We start from the raw sequence: 21,557 nt of genomic DNA on the forward strand, positions 1-21,557 counted from the left end.
GCTCGGTCGGCGTCAGCCCTTGCTGATCTCCCAGAAGCGGAAGACGGTCGAGGCGTCGAGGGACCACTGCAGGCCGCTGACGTTCTGGCGGGTGACGGCGTACTGCTTGCCCTGCCAGAGCGGGATGAGCGGGAGCTCCTCGGCGACGATGTCCTGGAGGCGGTTGTAGTCGGTGTTGGCCGCGGTGCGGTCGGACTTCGCGGAGGTCGACGGGATGATCGTCCCGGTGATCTCCTTGTTGTCGTAGTTGTTGTTCAGCACGTTGTCCGGGCCGAAGAACGGCTGCGTGAAGTTGTCGGCGTCCGGGTAGTCGGGCACCCAGCCCTTGACGTACACGCCGTACTTGCCGGCCTGGATGTCCTTCTCGTACTGCTCGTACTCGACGGACTTGACGTCGGCGTCGAAGAGGCCGCTGTCGTTGAGCTGCTTGGCGATGACCTCGAACTGCTGGTCCGTGGAGGGGCCGTAGCGGGACGGGGTGGAGTACAGGGTGAGCTTGATCTTGCCGTTGATGTTGGCGGCCTTGAGGACGGCCTTGGCCTTGTCGACCTGCGGGGTGCCGCCGTAGCGGTCGAAGAACGGGGTCGTGTGGCCGGCGATGCCGGTGGGCACGATGGAGTAGAGCGCGGTGGCGGTGCCGGCGTACACGTCCCGGACGAGGGCTTCGCGGTCGATGAGGTAGGCGATGGCCTTGCGCACGGGGAGCTTGCCGACGACGGGGTCGTTGACGTTGAACACCATGTGCTCGACCTCGGCGCCGGTGCCCTGGACGACGTCGACCTTGTTGTCGCCGGTCTTGCTGGAGGCGAGGGCGGCGATGTCCTTGGCAGCGAGGCCGCGGAAGGCGAAGTCGACGTCGCCGCTCTCCAGGACGGTCTTGAGGCCGGCCTGGTCGCCGTTGAAGAACTTCAGCGTGACGCCGGTGTTCTTGGCCTTGGCCTTGCCGCTGTAGGACTCGTTGACGGAGAAGGTGGCGCTCTTCTCGCCGAAGGAGTCGAGCTTGTAGACGCCGGAGCCGACGGCCTTGTTGTCGGTGCGCAGCTTGTCGGCCGGGTACTCGGTGCGGTCGACGATGGAGCCGGCGCCCGACGCGATCTTGCTGGGGAAGGTGGCGTCGGAGGTCTTGAGCTTGAAGACGACGGTCTTGTCGTCGGGGGCGTCGATGCTCGCGATCGACGCGAGCATGACGGCGGGGCCGTTCGCGTCGTTGATCTTCAGGGTGCGCTCGAAGGAGAACTTGACGTCCTTCGAGGTGAGGCTGTGGCCGTTGCTGAACTTCAGGCCGTCGCGCAGGGTGCACTTGAAGAGCTTGCTGTCGGCGCCCTCGAAGCCGCAGGCCTGGGCGGCGTCGGGCTCGGGGGTGGTGCCGCCCTTGGGGAAGCTCAGCAGCGACTGGAAGACGTTGTTGAACAGCAGCCAGGAGCCCGGGTCGTAGCCCGATGCCGGGTCGACGGACTTCACCTTGTCGGATATGCCCATGACCACGCCCTTGCCGCTGCCGGCATTGGAGCCATCGGTCGAACCGCAACCGCTGAGCAGCGCGGCGGCGGTGGCTGCGCCGAGCGGGGCCGCCAGCCACTGGTTACGTCGATTCACGCGAACGTCCTTCACAGTCGAACTGTTTCGTTGCTCCGGCCCGCGACACCCGCTGCCGGTCTTTGCCTTGCTCAGCCGCTTACACCGCGACCGAGCTCCCACAACTGGAGGTCGGAGATGGCGTTGACCGACCACTCCACTCCGGTGATGCCGTCGCGTGCGGCGACGTACTGCTTGCCCTGCCACAGGGGCAGGACGGGCACGTCCTCGGCGACGATGTCCTGTATCTCCGTGATCGCGGGGACGGCGATCGTACGGTCGCCCGCCCGCCGGGATTCGGGGATGAGCTTGCTGCGCACCGTGTTGTTGGTGTACGGCGTGCCCAGGAAGTTGTCCTGCTCCAGGAACGGGGCGAGGAAGTTGTCGGCGTCCGGGTAGTCGGGGAACCAGCCGAGCCCGTAGGCGGCGTGGTCGCCCTTCTTCTGCGCGGGGCGGAAGTCCGTCCACTCGCTGCCCTGGACGGTGATGTCGAACAGGCCGGTGGAGTTGAGCTGGGCCTTGAGGGCCTCGAACTCGGCGGCCGTGCCGTCGCCGTAGTGGTCGCTGGTGTAGTTCAGGGTCAGCTTGACCGGGGTCTTGATCCCGGCCTCCTTCAGCAGGGCGGCGGCCTTGGGCGTGTTGGCCTCGCCGTACTTGTTGTAGAAGGAGTTGACGTGGCCCGTCACGGTGGTGGGGACCAGCGAGTAGAGCGGCTGGGCGGACTTGCCGTAGACCTTGGAGATGAGCTGGCCGCGGTCGACGGCGGCGGCGAGCGCCTGGCGTACGGCCTTGTCCTTGACGACCGGCGCCTCGGTGTTGAAGCCGAGGTAGCGGATCTCCAGGCCGGGCATCGGGACCAGCTTGACGCCCTTGGGCGGCTGGGCGCTGAACTCGGCGATCTGGGCCGGCGACAGGGTGCGGGAGACCATGTGGATCTTCCCGTCGGTGAGTGCCTTGCCCATGGCCGGGGAGTCGGTGAAGGTGCGCAGTTCGACCTTGTCGTTCTGCAGCTTGAGGTCGCCCTTGTAGTGCGGGTTCTTGGTGAAGACGGCGCGGACCAGCTGGTTGCCCTTGACCTCGGCCTTCATCGTGTACGGGCCGGAGCCGTCCACGGCGAAGCCCTCGCGGAGCTTCTTGGCGTCGTAGTTCTTCTCGCTGACGATGCCGGCGGCGGGGGTGGAGAGCTTGAACGGGAAGGTCGCGTCCGGGGTCTTCAGGTGGAAGACGACGGTGTCCTCGCCCTTGACCTCGACCTTGTCGAGGGTGGAGAGCAGCGAGGAGGGGCCGTTCTCGTCCTTGATGGCGCGGACGCGGTCGATGGAGAACTTGACGTCCTTGGCGGTGAGGGACTCACCGTCGGCGAACTTCAGACCGGGGCGCAGGGTACAGCGGTAGCTCTGGTTGCCGGCGTCGGTGAAGCGGCAGGCGGAGGCCGCTTCGGGGACGGGCTGGCCGCCGCCGCGCGGGGTGTGCATCAGCGTCTGGACGGTCTGGCGCAGGATGTTCCAGGTGCTGGCGTCGTAGGCGTAGGCCGGGTCGAAGGGGGCGGGAGCGAAGTCTGCGGCCTCGAACCGATCGGTGGTTCCGACGACGATCGCTCCGGATCCTGCTCCTCCGCCGCTCGCGGTGCCGCAGGCGGCCAGCGCGGGGGTGAGCAGTCCGGCCGCGGCCGTCAGCACCATGGTCTTGCGGTTCATGCTGGAAGTACTCCCTGTAACCGGCACTTGTTCAAAGCGGCGTAGAGGGCACTTCGCGTCGGTCGCCCGTTCGGGGCGGAACGATCGGGCCGGTGTTGTGACGATCGGTCCACGCGGTCCCGGCACAGGGGTGTGTGTCGGGGCCGGCTGAGGTGCGGCGTAGTGCCCGCATCGACAGTAGTGGTCCGGGGCGGGATGGCTGGAACCGCCGGAACTTGGGGCGTAACCGCACTGTGATCGGAGCGAACTGCCTGTTCGCAGGCAGGCTGCTCAGATTCGGTCAGGGGCTGATCAATGCGGACACATTGGAAGCCGCGGAGGCCCCGGGGTGGACCCGCCGACGGTGCTCGGGGTGACCAAGGTCACCCTGAGCAACGGCCGTGGAGGGGATGGAATTTCAGCCTCCAGGGCCTGCGGCGGAAGATCCTTCCGCCAGGGCGCCGTCGGGCAGCGTTCCGTTCGGCACGGAGCGTACTCGGGGGGCTCCGTTGCGTGGCAATGCATACCGATGTACGCCAGTGCATGCCGATGTGTCCGCTTGGGTCGTGCGTGCCCGACTGGAGGCCGGGATCGTCACTCTCAGTTAAACGGGGCGATGATCGAGCGCAGGAACGCCAGGTCCACGTCCTCCAGCGAGCGGACGACCGTACGCCCCGGGGCGGGTTCGATCACGCCGACCGAGGGGATGGCCACGACCCGGCAGCCGGCGGCCTCGGCGGCCGCCACGCCGGTGTGGGTGTCCTCGATGACCGCGCAGCGCGAGGGGTGCGCGCCCAGCGAGCGCGCGGCGAACAGGTACGGGTCGGGGTGCGGCTTGGTACGGGCCACCTCGTCGCCGGCGACCGTCATCGTGAAGCGGTCGCGGCCGAGGGTGAGCAGGACCTGGTCGATGACCCGGCGGTGGGAGGCGGAGACGAGCGCGGTGGGCACGTTGTGCCGGGCGAGCTCGGCCAGCAGCCGCTCGGCCCCGGGCATCAGCGGCACCCGGTCGGCGATGCGGGCCTCGAAGCGCTCGTTGAGCAGGACGCTCAGCTCGGCGAGGCCGATGGCGGCGCCGGTCGACTCGATCAGGAAGGTCGCGCTGCGGCTCATGGGGCCGCCGACGACCACGTCGCGCCAGGCCTCGTCGAGGCGGTGGCCCAGCTCCTGGAAGATCTCCGCCTCGATCTCCCACCAGAAGCCCTCGGTGTCGACGAGGGTGCCGTCCATGTCGAGCAGCACCGCCTGCAGGGCAGAACCGTCGGCCGTACGGGCGACGGGGGCGGGAACGGTGCTCGTCATGCGCATGCCTCTCAGAAGGGACGAGAAGGCCGGTCACCTCTTCCGCGGGGCATACGACCCCGGGGAACAGGCGACCGGCCTGTATGGGACCGACAAGTGTACGTCGGTCGAGCTCAGCGTGCGTTGAAATACTTGGCTTCGGGGTGGTGAATCACGATCGCGTCGGTGGACTGCTCCGGGTGGAGCTGGAACTCCTCCGACAGGTGGACGCCGATCCGCTCCGGCTCCAGCAGGTCGGCGATCTTCGCGCGGTCCTCCAGGTCGGGGCAGGCGCCGTAGCCGAGCGAGAAGCGGGCACCGCGGTACTTGAGGTCGAACATGTCCTCGACCTTCGCCGGGTCCTCGCCGCCGAATCCGAGCTCGGCGCGGACGCGGGCGTGCCAGTACTCGGCCATGGCCTCGGCGAGCTGGACCGAGAGGCCGTGCAGCTCCAGGTACTCGCGGTAGGAGTCCGACTCGAACAGCTTGGCCGTGGCCTCGCCGATCTTCGAGCCGACGGTCACCACCTGCAGGCCGACGACGTCGGTCTCGCCGGACTCCTCCGGGCGGAAGAAGTCCGCGAGGCACAGGCGCCGGCCGCGGCGCTGGCGCGGGAAGGTGAAGCGGGTCCGCTCGTTGCCGGCGTCGTCGAGGATGATCAGGTCCTCGCCCTTGGAGACGCAGGGGAAGTATCCGTAGACGACCGCGGCTTCGAGCAGGTTCTCGGTGTGCAGCTTCTCCAGCAGGCCGCGCAGGCGCGGACGCCCCTCGCTCTCGACGAGCTCCTCGTACGTGGCCCCGCCCGCGCGGGCCTGCTTGAGGCCCCACTGGCCCTTGAAGAGGGCCCCCTCGTCCAGCCAGGAGGCGTAGTCCTTGAGCGGGATGCCCTTGACCACGCGGGTGCCCCAGAACGGCGGGGCGGGGACCGGGTTGTCGACCGAGACGTCGGAGCGGCCGCCGGGCTCCTCGGCCTCCTCGACCTGGAGGGCCGGAGTGTCACGCTTGGCGACGCGGCGCTGCTTGAGCTCCGGCAGGGTCGCGCCGGGAACACCGCGCTTGACGGCGATCAGGGCGTCCATGAGGCGCAGGCCCTCGAACGCGTCGCGGGCGTAGCGGACCTCGCCCTCGTAGATCTCGTGGAGGTCCTGCTCGACGTAGGCGCGGGTCAGGGCGGCGCCGCCGAGGATCACCGGGTAGTCGGCGGCCAGCTTGCGCTGGTTCAGCTCCTCCAGGTTCTCCTTCATGATCACGGTCGACTTCACGAGCAGGCCGGACATGCCGATGACGTCGGCCTTGTGCTCCTGCGCGGCTTCGAGGATCGCGGAGACGGGCTGCTTGATGCCGATGTTGACGACGTTGTAGCCGTTGTTGGTGAGGATGATGTCGACGAGGTTCTTGCCGATGTCGTGGACGTCGCCGCGGACGGTGGCGAGCACGATCGTGCCCTTGCCCTCGTCGTCGGTCTTCTCCATGTGCGGTTCGAGGTAGGCGACGGCCGTCTTCATGACCTCGGCGGACTGGAGGACGAAGGGGAGCTGCATCTGGCCCGAGCCGAAGAGCTCGCCGACGACCTTCATGCCCTCCAGGAGGGTGTCGTTGACGATGTCGAGGGCGGGGCGGGTCGCCAGGGCCTCGTCGAGGTCGGCCTCCAGGCCGTTCTTCTCGCCGTCGATGATGCGGCGCTGCAGTCGCTCGTCCAGCGGCAGGGCGAGGAGCTCCTCGGCGCGGCCGGCCTTGAGGGACTTGGTGTTGACGCCCTCGAAGAGGGCCATCAGCTTCTGCAGCGGGTCGTAGTCGCCGTCCCGCCGGTCGTAGATCAGGTCGAGGGCGGTGGTGACCTGCTCCTCGTCGAAGCGGGCGATCGGCAGGATCTTGGAGGCGTGGACGATGGCGGAGTCCAGGCCGGCCTTGACGCACTCGTCGAGGAAGACCGAGTTCAGCAGGACGCGGGCGGCCGGGTTGAGGCCGAAGGAGATGTTGGACAGGCCGAGGGTGGTCTGGACGTCCGGGTGGAGCCGCTTGAGCTCGCGGATCGCCTCGATCGTGGCGATGCCGTCCTTCCGGGACTCCTCCTGGCCGGTGCAGATGGTGAAGGTCAGCGTGTCGATGAGGATGTCGGACTCGCGGATCCCCCAGTTGGCCGTGAGGTCCTCGATGAGCCGTTCGGCGATGGCGACCTTGTGCTCGACCGTGCGGGCCTGGCCCTCCTCGTCGATGGTCAGCGCGATGAGCGCGGCGCCGTGCTCCTGGGCCAGTCGGGTGACCTTGGCGAAGCGGGACTCGGGGCCGTCGCCGTCCTCGTAGTTCACGGAGTTGATGACCGCGCGGCCGCCGAGCTTCTCCAGGCCCGCCTTGATCACGGGAACCTCGGTGGAGTCCAGCACGATCGGCAGGGTGGAGGCGGTGGCGAAGCGGCCGGCGAGCTCCTCCATGTCGGCGACGCCGTCGCGGCCGACGTAGTCCACGCAGAGGTCGAGCATGTGCGCGCCCTCGCGGATCTGGTCGCGCGCCATCTCCACGCAGTCGTCCCAGCGGGCCTCCAGCATGGCCTCGCGGAACTTCTTGGAGCCGTTGGCGTTGGTGCGCTCGCCGATCGCCATGTACGAGGTGTCCTGGCGGAAGGGCACGGTCTGGTAGAGCGAGGCGGCGCCGGGCTCGGGCCGGGGGTCGCGCTGGACGACGGCCGTGCCGCGGACCCGCTCGACGACCTGGCGCAGGTGCTCGGGGGTCGTGCCGCAGCAGCCGCCGACCAGGGAGAGCCCGTACTCGCGGACGAAGGTCTCCTGGGCGTCCGCCAGCTCGGGGGCGGTCAGCGGGTAGTGCGCGCCCTCCTTGGTCAGGACGGGCAGGCCGGCGTTGGGCATGCAGGAGAGCGGGATGCGGGCGTTGCGCGCGAGGTAGCGCAGGTGCTCGCTCATCTCGGCGGGGCCGGTGGCGCAGTTCAGGCCGATCATGTCGATGCCCAGCGGCTCCAGGGCGGTCAGGGCCGCGCCGATCTCCGATCCGAGGAGCATGGTGCCGGTGGTCTCGACGGTGACGGAACAGATCAGCGGGACCGTGACGCCGAGGGCTTCCATGGCCCGGCGGGCGCCGATGATCGAGGACTTCGTCTGCAGGAGGTCCTGGGTGGTCTCGACGAGCAGCGCGTCGGCGCCGCCGGAGAGCAGGCCCTCGGCGTTGATCTGGTAGGCGTCGCGGATCTGGGCGTAGCCGATGTGGCCGAGCGTGGGGAGCTTGGTGCCGGGGCCCATGGAGCCGAGGACCCAGCGCTGCTGTCCGGTGGAGGCGGTGAACTCGTCGGCGACCTGGCGGGCGATGCGCGCGCCGGCCTCCGACAGCTCGAAATTGCGTTCGGCGATGTCGTACTCGGCGAGCGCCGCGTAGTTCGTGCCGAAGGTGTTGGTCTCGACGCAGTCCACGCCCGCCGAGAAGTACGCCTCGTGGACGGAGCGCACGATGTCGGGGCGGGTGACGTTGAGGACCTCGTTGCAGCCTTCGAGCTGCTGGAAGTCCTCCATGGTGGGGTCCTGCGCCTGGAGCATCGTTCCCATGGCTCCGTCGGCGACGACCACGCGGGTCGCGAGCGCCTCCCGGAGGGCATCGGCCCGGGTCTGGGTGTCGGCGGGCGGGTTCGGCAACGAGGCCATGGAGTGCTCCCTGGGATGCGACGGCTGTCGGCTTTGCACCCCCGCTGTGTCAAGGGTGCACGCGGCCAGGGTAACCGCGAGGCACCCGCCCCGGTGTGGGTGTCCCACGTGGCGGACTGCATTCTGTGGCGGGGAGTTTCCGCGGGGTGTCCCGGCGACGGTACGCCGAACAGCTGTCCGACGGTGCGCAAGGTCGACATCGACCGATACTGTTCAGCATTGTCGAACCGCGTCAAGATGGTCAGTATTACCGAAGGTCTGCAGGAGGCTGCGCGATGGCACGGAACATCCAGTCGCTCGAACGAGCCGCTGCGATGCTGCGACTCCTGGCCGGCGGCGAGCGCCGGCTGGGACTCTCGGACGTGGCGTCCTCGCTGGGCCTGGCCAAGGGCACGGCCCACGGCATCCTGCGCACCCTGCAGGCCGAGGGCTTCGTGGAGCAGGACCCGGCCTCCGGCCGCTACCAGCTGGGCGCGGAGCTGCTGCGCCTGGGCAACAGCTACCTCGACGTGCACGAGCTGCGCGCCCGCGCCCTGGTGTGGACGGACGACCTGGCCCGGGCGAGCGGCGAGAGCGTGTACGTGGGCGTGCTGCACCAGAGCGGGGTGCTGATCATGCACCACGTGTTCCGCCCCGACGACAGCCGTCAGGTGCTGGAGGTCGGCGCCATGCAGCCGCTGCACTCCACGGCCCTGGGCAAGGTGCTGTCGGCCTACGACCCGGTGGCGCACACCGAGGCGCTGGAGGCGGAGCGCGACGCGTTCACCCCCCGTACGGTCACCGACACCGTCGGCTTCGAGGAGATCCTCGGCCTGACACGGGCGCGCGGCTGGGCCGCGGACGTCGAGGAGACGTGGGAGGGCATCGCCTCGGTGGCGGCACCGATCCACGACCGGCGCCGGATGCCGGTGGGCGCGGTGGCGGTGGCGGGTGCCGTGGAGCGGGTCTGCGGCGAGGGCGGCGAGCCCCGCGCGGCCCTGGTGGCCTCGGTGCGCGACTGTGCGCGCGCGGTTTCACGCGATCTCGGCGCAGGCCGGTTCTGACCTCCCTTTAGCAGGCTTCGGCCATCACTTGGCCCCCTTCTGCCCATTTTTCGCCATATCCCGGCCTTCGAATGGCTGGATTTGGTCGATCGCACCTACGGGTAACGATCCGACACATTGGCCTGGCCGACCCTTGACGCATTCTTCACCTGGGCGGAAAACTGCCGTTCATCGGTCGGCATTGTCGAACACCTACCGGCAATACGCGCTAGGATGCGACAAGGCCAAGGACCGGTGCAGCACTCACCGAGTGCGCGGAACCACCGGAGGGACCCGGTGTCCGCCCACCCCTGGACGTACGTAAGGAGTCGCGGGTGTCCAGCTCCGACATCTTCATCGGCGAGACCATCGGTACCGCCCTGCTCACCCTGCTCGGTGGTGGCGTCTGCGCCGCCGTGACACTCAAGAGCTCCAAGGCCCGCAATGCGGGCTGGCTCGCGATCACCTTCGGCTGGGGCTTCGCCGTCCTCATCGCGGCCTACGTGTCCGCGCCGCTCTCCGGTGCGCACCTCAACCCGGCGGTCACCGTCGGCCTCGCCGTCAAGACCGGCGAGTGGGGCGACACGCCCGTCTACTTCGCCGGCCAGCTGCTGGGCGCCATGCTCGGCGCGGTCCTGATGTGGATCACCTACTACGGGCAGTTCCGCGTCCACCTGGCCGACCCGGAGCACATCCGCGACGCCAAGCTCGGTCCCGAGGACCCGCACCCGCACGACATGGCCGGTCCGGTGCTCGGCATCTTCTCCACCGGCCCCGAGATCCGTAACGTCGTGCAGAACCTGGCGACCGAGATCATCGGTACCGCCGTCCTGGTCCTGGCGATCCTGACCCAGGGCCTCCAGGACGGCGGCAAGGGCCTCGGTGTCATCGGCGTCCTGATCACCTCGTTCGTGGTCGTCGGCATCGGTCTCTCGCTCGGTGGCCCGACCGGCTACGCCATCAACCCGGTGCGCGACCTCGGTCCGCGTATCGTGCACGCCCTGCTGCCGCTGCCCAACAAGGGCGGCTCCGACTGGGGTTACTCCTGGATCCCGGTGGTCGGCCCGCTCGTCGGTGCCGTGCTCGCCGGCGGTCTGTACAACATCGCGTTCGCCTGATCAGCAGTACCGGCAAGATCGTAAGATCCGCACCGCCCTCCTGATTCCGCCTACTCAACCGACCTGCCAGGAGCAGCCAACATGACCACCAGCACCGGCCCCTTCATCGCCGCGATCGACCAGGGCACCACGTCCTCCCGCTGCATCGTCTTCGACCGCGACGGCCGCATCGTCGCCGTCGACCAGAAGGAGCACGAGCAGATCTTCCCGAAGCCGGGCCAGGTCGAGCACGACGCCACCGAGATCTGGACCAACGTCCAGGAGGTCGTCGCCGGCGCGATCGCCAAGGCGGAGATCACCGCCGCGGACGTCAAGGCCGTCGGCATCACCAACCAGCGCGAGACCACGGTCCTGTGGGACCGCCACACCGGCGAGCCGGTGCACAACGCGCTGGTCTGGCAGGACACCCGCACCGACGCCCTGTGCAAGGAGCTCGGCCGCAACGTCGGCCAGGACCGCTTCCGCCGCGAGACCGGCCTGCCGCTGGCGAGCTACTTCGCCGGCCCGAAGGTCCGCTGGCTGCTCGACAACGTCGAGGGCCTGCGGGAGCGCGCCGAGGCCGGCGACATCCTCTTCGGCACCATGGACTCGTGGATCATCTGGAACCTCACGGGTGGCCCGCAGGGCGGCGTGCACGTCACCGACGTCACCAACGCCTCTCGCACCATGCTGATGAACCTGCACACCCTGGCCTGGGACGACAAGATCGCCGAGTCCATGGGCGTCCCGCTCAACGTCCTGCCGGAGATCAGGTCCTCCGCCGAGGTCTACGGCCACGTCAAGGACGGCGTCCTCGCCGGTGTCCCGGTCGCCTCGGCGCTCGGTGACCAGCAGGCCGCCCTCTTCGGCCAGACCTGTTTCGCCGAGGGCGAGGCCAAGTCCACCTACGGCACCGGAACGTTCATGCTGATGAACACCGGCGACAAGGTCATCAACTCCTACAGCGGCCTGCTGACCACGGTCGGCTACCAGATCGGCGACCAGAAGCCGGTCTACGCGCTGGAGGGCTCCATCGCCGTCACCGGCTCGCTCGTCCAGTGGATGCGCGACCAGATGGGCCTGATCAAGTCCGCGGCCGAGATCGAGACCCTGGCCTCCTCGGTCGAGGACAACGGCGGCGTCTACTTCGTGCCGGCCTTCTCCGGCCTGTTCGCCCCGTACTGGCGCTCCGACGCCCGCGGCGTCGTCGCCGGCCTCACCCGGTACGTCACCAAGGCGCACATCGCCCGTGCCGTCCTGGAGGCCACCGCCTGGCAGACCCGCGAGATCACCGACGCCATGACCAAGGACTCGGGCGTCGAGCTCGCGGCCCTCAAGGTCGACGGCGGCATGACCTCCAACAACCTGCTGATGCAGACGCTCTCGGACTTCCTGGACGCCCCCGTGGTGCGCCCGATGGTCGCCGAGACCACCTGCCTCGGCGCCGCCTACGCCGCCGGCCTGGCCGTCGGCTTCTGGCCCGACACCGACGCCCTGCGCGCCAACTGGCGCCGCGCGGCGGAGTGGACCCCGCGGATGCCCGCCGACCAGCGGGACCGCGAGTACAAGAGCTGGCTCAAGGCCGTGGAGCGGTCCATGGGCTGGGTCGACGACGAAGACGCCAGCTGACCGCACCAGCTGAGTCAATCGACGAGGAGCTAAGAGAGATATGAGCAGCCTGCAGAGCGTTCCCGCACTGGGCACGCACCCGACCGCCGGTGCCAACGTCAGCCGCGCCCAGACCCGTGAGCAGCTGTCGAAGGCCACGTACGACCTGCTGGTCATCGGTGGTGGAATCCTGGGCACCTCCGTGGCGTGGCACGCCGCGCAGTCGGGCCTGCGGGTTGCCATGGTGGACGCCGGCGACTTCGCCGGCGCCACCTCCTCGGCCTCCTCCAAGCTCGTCCACGGCGGTCTGCGCTACCTGCAGACCGGCGCGGTCAAGCTGGTCGCCGAGAACCACCACGAGCGGCGGGTGCTGGCCAAGGACGTGGCCCCGCACCTGGTCAACCCGCTCACCTTCTACCTGCCGGTCTACAAGGGCGGTCCGGTGGGTGCGGCCAAGCTGGGCGCGGGCGTCTTCGCCTACTCCGCCCTCTCGGCCTTCGGCGACGGCATGGGCAAGGTCATATCCCCGGCCCGTGCCGTCGCCGACAACCCCGGTCTGAAGACGGACAACCTCAAGGCCGTCGCGGTCTACTACGACCACCAGATGAACGACTCCCGCGTCGCCGTCATGACGGTCCGCGCGGCCGTCGAGTCGGGCGCGGTCGTCCTCAACCACGCCGAGGTCACCGGCCTGCGCAAGACCGGCGGCCGGGTCACCGGCGCCGAGCTCAAGGACCGCCTGGACGGCACCGAGTTCGGAGTCGACGCGCGCGTCGTGCTCAACGCCACCGGCCCGTGGGTGGACCACCTGCGGCGCATGGAGGACAAGCACTCCATGCCGTCGATCCGCCTCTCCAAGGGCGCGCACATCGTCATGAAGCGCAAGTCGCCGTGGAAGGCCGCCATGGCCACCCCGATCGACAAGTACCGCATCACCTTCGCCCTCCCCTGGGAGGACCAGCTGCTGCTCGGCACCACCGACGAGGTGTACGAGGGCGACCCGGCGGACGTGCGCGCCACCGAGTCCGACATCCAGCAGATCCTGGACGAGGCGGCCTTCTCGGTGAAGGACGCCGACCTGGACCGCTCGCTGATGACGTACGCCTTCGCCGGCCTGCGGGTGCTGCCCGGCGGCCCCGGCGGCGTCGAGAAGGCCAAGCGCGAGACCGTCGTCTCCGAGGGCGCCGGCGGCATGCTGTCGGTGGCCGGCGGCAAGTGGACGACGTACCGCCACATCGGCCGTGTGGTCATGGACAAGCTGGCGAAGCTCCCGGGCAGCCCGCTGACCGAGGACATGGAGCCGGTGAAGTCGCTGGTACGCCGGATCGCGCTCCCCGGTGTCGCCAACCCGAACGCGGTCGCGCACCGGCTGCTGGTGGACCGGGAGCCGGGGACGCGGATGGACCCGCTGACGGCCCGCCACCTGGCCTCCCACTACGGCTCGCTGGCGTTCGACATCGCGCGCCTCGCGAACGAGGACCCGGCACTGGCCGAGCGGATCCACCCGGACGGTCCGGAGATCTGGGCGCAGGTCGCCTACGCCCGTGACAACGAGTGGGCCGAGACCGTCGACGACGTGCTGCGCCGCCGTACGACGGTGACGATCCGCGGCCTGGACGACGACTCCGTGAAGGCCCGGGTCGAGGAGATGCTGGCCCGCAAGGCATAGCTCTCACGCAGGTGGGGAAGAGGGGCGGTTCCGAGGGGAACCGCCCCTCTGTCGTGGGCTGTGGCCGGTGCCTCATCAAGGCTTAGGCTGACCCACGTACACAAGGGAACTTCGGAAGGAGACCTGGGTGATCGAGCTTGAGGGCGTGCCCGAGCTGATCGACCCGGTCATGGTGGCCGCGTTCGAGGGCTGGAACGACGCGGGTGACGCGGCCTCCGGTGCGGTCGCACACCTGGACCGGGAGTGGAAGGGCGAGGTCTTCGCGGCGCTCGACGCCGAGGACTACTACGACTTCCAGGTCAACCGGCCGACGGTGTGGCTGGACAACGGGGTACGGAAGATCACGTGGCCGACGACCCGGCTGTCGGTGGTCCGGATCGGCGGTGCCAAGCCGCGGGACCTGGTGCTGGTGCGGGGCATCGAACCGTCCATGCGGTGGCGGTCGTTCTGCAACGAGATCCTCGGCTTCGCGCACGAGCTGGGCGTGGAGATGGTGGTCATCCTGGGCGCGCTGCTCGGGGACACCCCGCACACCCGGCCGGTGCCGGTGAGCGGGGTCACCTCGGACGCGGACCTGGCGCGGACGATGGACCTGGAGGAGACCAAGTACGAGGGCCCGACGGGCATCGTGGGCATCCTTCAGGAGGCCTGTACGCACGCGGGTGTCCCGGCGGTGTCGCTGTGGGCGGCGGTGCCGCACTACGTCTCGCAGCCTCCGAACCCGAAGGCGACGCTGGCCCTGCTGAACCGGCTGGAGGATCTGATCGACATCCGGATCCCGCTGGGCGAACTGCCGGAGGACGCGCGGGCGTGGCAGCTGGGCGTGGACCAACTGGCCGCCGAGGACAGCGAGGTGGCGGAGTACGTCCAGACGCTGGAGGAGGCGCGGGACACCGCCGATCTGCCGGAGGCCTCGGGCGACGCGATCGCCCGGGAGTTCGAGCGGTACCTGCGCCGGCGTGATCCGGCGGCGGGCCCGGCGGCGGAGCCGGGCGACGGCTCCTACCTGCGGGACACGACCGGGGGCCTCCCCCGTCCCCCGAAGCCGCAGCCGCCGGTGTCCCCACCGCCCCCGGAGGCTCCGCCGGAGGAACCGGGCGAGGACACCCCGGGCGCGTAGCGGGGCGGGGCCGGGGCCTCGTGGGGCTCCGCCGTGTACAGGGCTTCCACGTAAAACGCCGGCGGGGCTGGAAAATCCAGCCCCGCCAGGGGGCACCTCCCAGCGGTAGCTGGGGGAGTTTGAGGCGCGGGGGTCCGGGGGCGGAGCCCCCGGAAGACGGCCCGCAGGTGGCGTTACAGGGCCACGCCCAGGAGGGCGTCCACGGTCCGGGAGACCAGGCCGGGGGCCGACTCGTCGTCGCCGTCGGTGGCGTTCTGGAGCTCCACCCAGCGGTCCACGGCCGCCAGCGCCGCCGGGGCGTCCAGGTCGTTCGCCAGGGCTTCGCGGACCTCTTCGAGCACCGCGTCCGCCGGGATGCCGTCCGGCCGGGACACGGCCGCGCGCCAGCGCTCCAGCCGGGCCACGGCCTCGTCGAGGACGGCGTCCGTCCACTCCCAGTCGGCCCGGTAGTGGTGCGACAGCAGCGCCAGGCGGATCGCCGCCGGGTCCACCCCGGAGCGGCGCAGCGCCGACACGAAGACGAGGTTGCCCTTCGACTTCGACATCTTCTCGCCGTGCAGCGCCACCATGCCCGCGTGCACGTACGCCTTGGCCATCGGGAACTCGCCCGTCAGCGCCTGGGCGTGCGAGGCGCCCATCTCGTGGTGCGGGAACGCCAGGTCGGAGCCGCCGCCCTGGATGTCGAAGCCCATGCCCAGGTGGTCGAGGGCGATCGCCACGCACTCGATGTGCCAGCCCGGCCGGCCGCGGCCCAGCGAGCCGCCGTCCCAGCTCGGCTCGCCCGGACGCGCGGCCATCCACAGCATCGGGTCCAGCGGGTTCTTCTTCCCGGGCCGGTCGGGGTCGCCGCCCCGTTCCGCCGAGAGCAGCCGCATCGCCTCGGCGTCGAGGTGGGAGACCCCGCCGAAGTGCGGGTCGGCCTCGACCGAGAAGTAGGTGTCGCCTTCGAGCTCGTACGCCGCTCCCGCGTCCCGCAGCCGCTCGACCAGCGGCACGATTCCGGGTATGGCCTCGACGGCACCGATGTAGTGCTGCGGGGGCAGCATCCGCAGGGCCGTCATGTCCTCGCGGAAGAGTGCGGTCTCGCGCTCCGCCAGCTCGGTCCAGTCCTGGTCGTCGCGCAGCGCCCGCTCCAGGAGCGGGTCGTCCACGTCCGTGACGTTCTGGACGTAGTGGACCTGCCGCTTGGTGTCGAGCCACACGCGTTGTACGAGGTCGAACGCGTTGTAGGTCGCCGCGTGACCGATGTGGGTCGCGTCGTACGGAGTGATGCCGCAGACGTAGATACGGGCGACGGGACCGGGGGCGAGGGTGATCGTCCCCTGGGTCGCGGTGTCGTGGATCTGGAGGTCGCGGCCCTTGCCGGGAAGGGCGGGGACCTCAGAAGCGGGCCAGGCATGCATGTCTCGAGCCTAACCGGACGGATGTTCCGGAAACGAACTGGACCTGCACTGTTGTCTTGATCGGCACTCTTGCGGTCTGGCCGGTTCTGTGCGTATGGCCGGTGGCCGATTCAGACCGGTGGCCAGGGGATCGCCGGCCACTGCCCGGACGGCCGGGGATGGGTTCCGGTGCGCAGCAGGTGCTCCACCCGGTCCCGTACGGCGGCCAGCTCGACCGGTGTGATCAGTTCGGCCAGCCGGGTGGCGAGCGGGGCTCCCCCGGTCAGCGCGTCGGCCAGCGCGGCCAGCGCCTCGCGCGCCTCGTCGGTCAGCGGCTCGCCCGCCCAGCCCCACAGGAGGGTGCGCAGCTTGTCCTCGGCGTGGAAGGTCACGCCGTGGTCGATGCCGTAGAGCCGTCCGTCGGGCGCGGGCAGCAGGTGGCCGCCCTTGCGGTCGCCGTTGTTGATCACGGCGTCGAGTACGGCGAGCCGGCGCAGCCGGGGGTCGTCGGCGTGCACGAGCAGGGCGGTGCGGCCTTCGCCGACCTCGGCGAGGGCGACGGCCTTCCAGCCCTCCCCGGCCTCCTCGCCGTCGACGAGCCCGAGGAGCGGGCCCAGCGGGGCGTCCTCGTCCGGCTGCTCGGCGTCGATCCACCGCTGGACCATGCCCTCGCCGTACGGTCCGTCGCGCAGCACGGTGGCGGGGACCAGGCCCCATCCGGTGGCCTCGGAGATCAGGTAGGCGGCGACCTCCCGGCGGGCGAGGTTCCCGTCGGGGAAGTCCCACAGCGGCCGCTCGCCCTTGACCGGCTTGTACACGCAGTCGGCGCTCACGCCCCCGTACGTGACGCTGCACAGCAGGACGGCGTTGGACGCCTCGCGGATCCGGCCTATGACGGTGAGCTCGCCCTTGGCGAGTATTTCCTCCATCTTCTCCCCCGTGTCGCTCACGCCTGGCGCCGGTAGCCGTTCTGGCGCGGGCACACGTGCCCCTCCGGGTCCAGCGGGAGGCTGCACAGCGGGCACGGCGGGCGGCCGGCGTTGACGACGTCCAGGGCCCGTTTGGCGAAGGCCCGGGCCTGGGAGCCGGTGAGGCGGACCCGCAGCATCGGCGGGCCGTTCTCCTCGTCCTGGAGCAGCCGTTCCTCGGCCTCGGCGAGGTCCTCGTCGGAGTCGGCGTCGAGCTCGACCAGCGCCTGGGCCTCGACGATCATGCGCTGTTCCTCGCCGTCCCAGGCCAGCGCCATGGTGCCGACGCGGAACTCCTCGTCGACCGGGACGTCCAGCGGCGCGGTGTCGGCGGCCTCGGCGGGGGCGACCGCCGGAACCGGGGCGTTGCCGCCGGTGCGCCGCACGACCTCGTCCAGCAGCTCGTCCATCCGCTCGGCCAGCGCCGCTACCTGGGTCTTCTCCAGGGAGACGCTGGTGACGCGGGGGCCGGCGGAGGCCTGCAGGAAGAACGTACGGCGTCCCGGCAGACCGACCGTGCCGGCCACGAAGCGGTCCGGGGGGTCGTAGAGGAACACCTGACGGGGCACGTCCAGTCTCCAAGTCTCGGCGGCAGGGGCAGCTCTGCGCCCTTGTGTGGGCCCGTCCACCCTACTGCTCCGGGCGATCACGCCGCGCCCGCGCCGCCCCCCACGACGGCGTTCCCCGCGTCTTCGGTGTCTTTGTCCGATGCGACGGTCTCCGGTGCGGCGGGGCGCCGGACGAGGGAGCCGAAGTCACCGGTGTCACCGAGCCGGAACACGAAGGGCCTGGTGGCGGTGTACCGGACGGCCGTCACCGAGCAGGGGTCGACGTGGATGCGCTGGAAGAGGTCCAGGTGCATGCCGAGGGCGTCCGCGACAAGGGACTTGATGATGTCGCCGTGCGAGCACATCAGGAAGACGGCGTCGCTGCCGTGCTCCTGCTCGATCCGCGCGTCCCAGTCGCGTACGGCGTCCACGGCGCGGGCCTGCATGGCGCGCATGGACTCGCCGCCGGGGAAGGCGGCGGCCGACGGGTGCTGCTGGACGATCTTCATCAGCGGTTCGTCGGAGAGCTCGGACAGTTTGCGGCCCGACCATTCGCCGTAGTGGCACTCGCCGATCCGCTCGTCGGTGTGCAGTTCCAGCTCGGGCCGGGCGGCCATCAGGGGGGCGAGGGTCTCCCGGCAGCGCTGCAGCGGGCTGGTGACGGCGGCGGCGAGCGGCACCCCCGCCAGTCGGCCGGGGAGCGCGGCGGCCTGCTCCGCGCCGCGTTCGTCGAGTGCGACCCCTGGGGTCCATCCGGCGAGCAGCCCGGCGGTGTTGGCGGTGGACCGCCCGTGTCGTACGAGGATCAGCGTGGCCATGGGGCCAGCGTATGCGCAGGCGCGGGTGTGCGGGCGGGCCGTGGGCAGGGAAGAATGCCCCGCGTGATTGTGGACTGCGCGATTTACCGGGACGGCCGCCGTACCGAGGGGCCGGAGGATTTCTCGGACGCCCTCGACCAGGCCCGGGCGACCGGTGACGCCTTCCTGTGGATCGGCATGCACGAGCCGACCGAGAAGGAATTCGACCACGTCAGCCAGGAGTTCGGCCTGCACCCGCTGGCGGTGGAGGACGCGCTGACCGCGCACCAGCGCCCGAAGCTGGAGGTGTACGACGATTCCCTGTTCGTCGTCCTCAAGCCGGTGCTGTACGACGAGGACACGGACACGGTGAGCGCCGGCGAGCTGATGGTCTTCATAGGGGACTCGTTCGTCGTCACGGTCCGGCACGGCGAGGGGGCCCCGCTGGCCGCCGTGCGCCACCGGCTGGAGCAGGAGCCGGACGTGCTGCGGCACGGCCCGACGGCGGTGCTGTACGCGGTGTCCGACGCGGTGGTCGACCACTACATCGAGGTGGCGGCCGAGCTCCAGGCGGACCTGGAGGAGCTGGAGGCCGAGGTCTTCGCCCCGAACGCCTCGGACACCAAGAACACCGCCGCCCGGATCTACGGGTTCAAGCGGCAGGTGCTGGAGTTCCGGCGGTCGACGAGCCCGCTGCTCCAGCCGATGGACCGCCTCGCCTTCGGGGAGGTCCCCTTCGTCCACGAGCACGCCCAGCCGTTCTTCCGCGATGTCGCCGACCACCTGACCAAGGCGAACGAGTACATCGAGGGCCTGGACCGGCTGCTGTCGGACGCGCTCTCCGCGCACCTGGCGCAGATGGGCCTCCGGCAGAACGACGACATGCGCAAGATCTCGGCGTGGGCGGCGATGGCGGCCGTCCCCACGATGGTGGCGGGGATCTACGGAATGAACTTCGACCACATGCCGGAGCTGCGGCACACCTGGGGCTATCCGGCGGTGCTGGTGGTCATGGCGGGCGCGTGTCTGGGCCTGCACCGGATGTTCAAGCGCCGGGGCTGGCTCTGAGCTCCCTCTCGCGCGGGGCGTGGGCGAACCCGCCCGCTGCGGCGGGTTCGCCGCCGAGGGCGTCCAGGCGCTCGGGCAGCCGCAGGTCCACCATCCGGTGCCAGCCGCTGAACCGCTCGTACGCGTACATCGCGCGGATGCCGGCGGCCAGCGCGGCCGCCTTGTGGGCGGGCCAGTGCAGCAGCCTCCCCATGTGGCTCATGACGGCGAGGCTCACGTCGCGGTAGACGGAGATCTCGGCGAGCGCGCTCTCGCGGAGCACCCGCTGGATGGTCCGGCCGTGGCCGGACCGGGCGAGGCGCAGCAGTTCCTCGTGGCAGTAGGCGAGGTGGTTGTCCTCGTCGTGGCTGATCAGGTGGATCGCCTTGCCCACCTCGGGGTGGTCGCCGAAGTACTTGACCAGCATGTCCATCTGGTCGGCGGCGCGCTGTTCGGTGACGCGGCTGTGCGCGAGGTAGACGACGATGTCCTCCTCGGTCAGCGCCGCCTCGCCGCGCAGCTTCGCGTGCGCGAGGCCGATGCCGCGGCGCTCCAGCAGCATCGTGTAGTCGGTCTCGGGGGGTACCGGGACGGCGGGCAGGCCGCGCTTGCGGAGCAGGGCGTTGAAGATCCGGCCGTGCTTGTCCTCGTCGGCGCCGTGCCGGGTGATCTTGGGCGCGAGGTGGCGCATGCCGTCCGGCACCAGGGCCGCGATACGGGCGTTCTCCCAGCCGCCCTGGGTCTCCCCGCTGGCGGCGATGGAGCAGAACAGCTGGAAGGAGTCGTCGTTGTCGACGATCTCCTGGAACAGGCTGCGGGCAGAGAGCATGGAACGAGTCAAACGCCGGTGGGCGGGGCGGGCAACCGATGGGTCGCGCCGCTCGTCCGAATGAACGAAATCGGGGGTTGGGCCGCCGTGCGTAACCCGGCGGGCTTCCCCGGCGTTGTTCGCTGTGTCGGCCGTGGCGGGGAAGACCCCCCGAGCCCCCACCACGGCCGCAGAAACTCCGGTCGGCGCCCGATCCGCGCCGACGCTCCGGATCAGGCGAGGCCCGCGAGCTCCATGGCCTCGGTGCCGGCGCGCAGGGCGGCGATCCGCTCGTCCAGGGTGAAGCCGGCCGGGGCCAGCGTGAGGGTGGTGACCCCGGCCTCCGCGTAGGCCCGCATCCCGTCCGCGATCCGGGCGACCGGGCCGAGCAGGGTGGTCGAGTCGATCAGCGAGTGCGGGACGGCGGCGGCCGCACCGGTCTTGTCGCCCGCCAGGTACTTGTCCTGGATCTCGGCGGCTTCCTTCTCGTAGCCCATGCGCTGGGCCAGCTGGTTGTAGAAGTTCTGCTTCCGGCTGCCCATGCCGCCCACGTACAGGGCGGTGTACGGGCGGAACATGTCCGCGAGCGCGTTCACGTCCTCGCCGAGGGCCAGCGGCACGGTCGGGCAGACGTCGAAGCCCTCCATGGTCAGCCCGGCCTTCTCGCGGCCCGCCCGGATGTGGGTGAGGGCGGTGGCCTCCAGGTGCTCGGCGGCCGGGAAGATCAGCAGGGCGCCGTCGGCGATCTCGCCGGTCTGCTCCAGGTTCTTCGGTCCGATGGCGGCGATGTAGAGCGGGATGTGCTCGCGCTCGGGGTGCACGGTCAGCTTGATCGGCTTGCCCGGGCCGTCCGGCAGCGGCAGGGTCCAGTGCTCGCCCTCGTAGGAGAGGCGCTCGCGGCTCATGGCCTTGCGGACGATCTCCACGTACTCGCGGGTGCGGGCCAGTGGCTTGTCGAACTTGACGCCGTACCAGCCCTCGGAGACCTGCGGGCCGGACACGCCGAGGCCGAGCCGGAAGCGGCCCTTGGTCAGCGAGTCGAGGGTGGCCGCGGTCATGGCGGTCATCGCGGGCTGGCGGGCCGGGATCTGCATGATCGCCGAGCCGACGTCGATGCGCTCGGTCTGGGCGGCGACCCAGGCGAGCACGGTCGGGGCGTCGGAGCCGTAGGCCTCGGCGGCCCAGCAGACGTCGTAACCCAGGCGGTCGGCCTCCTGGGCGACGGCGAGGTTGTCCGCGTCCATGCCCGCGCCCCAGTAACCAAGATTGATGCCGAGCCGCATGTATCGTCCCCTTACCGGTTTACCGATCA

The 21,557-nt window shown here is 70.2% G+C and carries 16 protein-coding genes; 6 read left to right on the forward strand and 10 right to left on the reverse strand.

Annotated features, from left to right (window positions below; all coding sequences use genetic code 11):
* Positions 1–12: 12 nt before the first annotated feature.
* The 4 genes from ACXNSR_RS08985 to metH all read right to left on the reverse strand — a co-directional run bounded on the left by ACXNSR_RS08985 (position 13) and on the right by metH (position 8,179).
* Positions 13–1,596 carry an ABC transporter substrate-binding protein gene (locus ACXNSR_RS08985; RefSeq protein WP_458641587.1) on the reverse strand — a complete coding sequence of 528 codons (1,584 nt, stop codon included), beginning with the start codon at positions 1,594–1,596 and terminating at the stop codon, positions 13–15.
* Between the two features lie 71 nt (positions 1,597–1,667).
* Positions 1,668–3,272, reverse strand: coding sequence for an ABC transporter substrate-binding protein (locus ACXNSR_RS08990; protein WP_458641588.1), 1,605 nt, complete (start codon positions 3,270–3,272; stop codon positions 1,668–1,670).
* A 579-nt stretch (positions 3,273–3,851) separates the two neighbouring features.
* Positions 3,852–4,553 (reverse strand): HAD family hydrolase, encoded by a 702-nt coding sequence (locus tag ACXNSR_RS08995; RefSeq protein ID WP_458641589.1) that lies wholly within the window; start codon positions 4,551–4,553, stop codon positions 3,852–3,854.
* A gap of 113 nt (positions 4,554–4,666) precedes the next feature.
* Entirely contained in the window at positions 4,667–8,179 is a 3,513-nt protein-coding gene (metH, locus tag ACXNSR_RS09000; protein ID WP_458641590.1) for a methionine synthase, read from the reverse strand.
* Between the two features lie 275 nt (positions 8,180–8,454).
* On the opposite strand from metH, the gene ACXNSR_RS09005 reads away from it, so the two are divergent.
* From ACXNSR_RS09005 to ACXNSR_RS09025, 5 genes are all read left to right on the forward strand, one after another.
* Complete coding sequence (locus tag ACXNSR_RS09005) at positions 8,455–9,222, forward strand: IclR family transcriptional regulator (protein ID WP_458641591.1); 768 nt, start codon at positions 8,455–8,457, stop codon at positions 9,220–9,222.
* Positions 9,223–9,536: 314 nt separating this feature from the next.
* Positions 9,537–10,319 carry an MIP/aquaporin family protein gene (locus tag ACXNSR_RS09010; RefSeq protein ID WP_458641592.1) on the forward strand — a complete coding sequence of 261 codons (783 nt, stop codon included), beginning with the start codon at positions 9,537–9,539 and terminating at the stop codon, positions 10,317–10,319.
* An 81-nt stretch (positions 10,320–10,400) separates the two neighbouring features.
* Positions 10,401–11,927, forward strand: a complete 1,527-nt coding sequence (gene glpK, locus ACXNSR_RS09015; RefSeq protein WP_458641593.1) for a glycerol kinase GlpK — start codon at positions 10,401–10,403, stop codon at positions 11,925–11,927.
* Positions 11,928–11,967: 40 nt separating this feature from the next.
* Complete coding sequence (locus ACXNSR_RS09020; protein WP_458641594.1) at positions 11,968–13,575, forward strand: glycerol-3-phosphate dehydrogenase/oxidase; 1,608 nt, start codon at positions 11,968–11,970, stop codon at positions 13,573–13,575.
* A 127-nt stretch (positions 13,576–13,702) separates the two neighbouring features.
* Complete coding sequence (locus ACXNSR_RS09025; protein ID WP_458641595.1) at positions 13,703–14,695, forward strand: PAC2 family protein; 993 nt, start codon at positions 13,703–13,705, stop codon at positions 14,693–14,695.
* Between the two features lie 173 nt (positions 14,696–14,868).
* Here the strand turns inward: ACXNSR_RS09025 and mshC are convergent, their stop codons facing one another.
* From mshC to ACXNSR_RS09045, 4 genes are all read right to left on the reverse strand, one after another.
* Positions 14,869–16,098, reverse strand: a complete 1,230-nt coding sequence (mshC, locus tag ACXNSR_RS09030; protein ID WP_458641596.1) for a cysteine--1-D-myo-inosityl 2-amino-2-deoxy-alpha-D-glucopyranoside ligase — start codon at positions 16,096–16,098, stop codon at positions 14,869–14,871.
* Positions 16,099–16,208: 110 nt separating this feature from the next.
* The gene (locus tag ACXNSR_RS09035) at positions 16,209–17,060 is read right to left on the reverse strand and encodes an SCO1664 family protein (RefSeq protein WP_458641597.1); all 852 of its coding nucleotides are present in this window, start codon (positions 17,058–17,060) and stop codon (positions 16,209–16,211) included.
* On the reverse strand, positions 17,024–17,614 hold the full coding sequence (locus ACXNSR_RS09040) for a DUF3090 domain-containing protein (protein ID WP_329103742.1): 591 nt from the start codon (positions 17,612–17,614) through the stop codon (positions 17,024–17,026). Before ACXNSR_RS09040 ends, ACXNSR_RS09035 begins: the two co-directional genes overlap by 37 nt.
* Before the next feature lie 77 nt (positions 17,615–17,691).
* Positions 17,692–18,411, reverse strand: a complete 720-nt coding sequence (locus ACXNSR_RS09045) for a histidine phosphatase family protein (RefSeq protein ID WP_030011535.1) — start codon at positions 18,409–18,411, stop codon at positions 17,692–17,694.
* A gap of 54 nt (positions 18,412–18,465) precedes the next feature.
* On the opposite strand from ACXNSR_RS09045, the gene corA reads away from it, so the two are divergent.
* Positions 18,466–19,458, forward strand: coding sequence for a magnesium/cobalt transporter CorA (corA, locus tag ACXNSR_RS09050; RefSeq protein WP_458641598.1), 993 nt, complete (start codon positions 18,466–18,468; stop codon positions 19,456–19,458).
* Here corA and ACXNSR_RS09055 read toward each other — a convergent pair.
* Together ACXNSR_RS09055 and ACXNSR_RS09060 are read right to left on the reverse strand one after the other, a co-directional pair.
* Positions 19,436–20,266: a ferritin-like domain-containing protein gene (locus ACXNSR_RS09055; RefSeq protein WP_458641599.1), complete on the reverse strand. Its 831-nt coding sequence runs from the start codon at positions 20,264–20,266 to the stop codon at positions 19,436–19,438. The genes corA and ACXNSR_RS09055 overlap by 23 nt on opposite strands.
* Before the next feature lie 212 nt (positions 20,267–20,478).
* The gene (locus ACXNSR_RS09060) at positions 20,479–21,528 is read right to left on the reverse strand and encodes an LLM class F420-dependent oxidoreductase (RefSeq protein ID WP_458641600.1); all 1,050 of its coding nucleotides are present in this window, start codon (positions 21,526–21,528) and stop codon (positions 20,479–20,481) included.
* Between the last annotated feature and the right edge of the window lie 29 nt (positions 21,529–21,557).

It is taken from the genome of Streptomyces sp. NC-S4, from assembly GCF_054353315.1.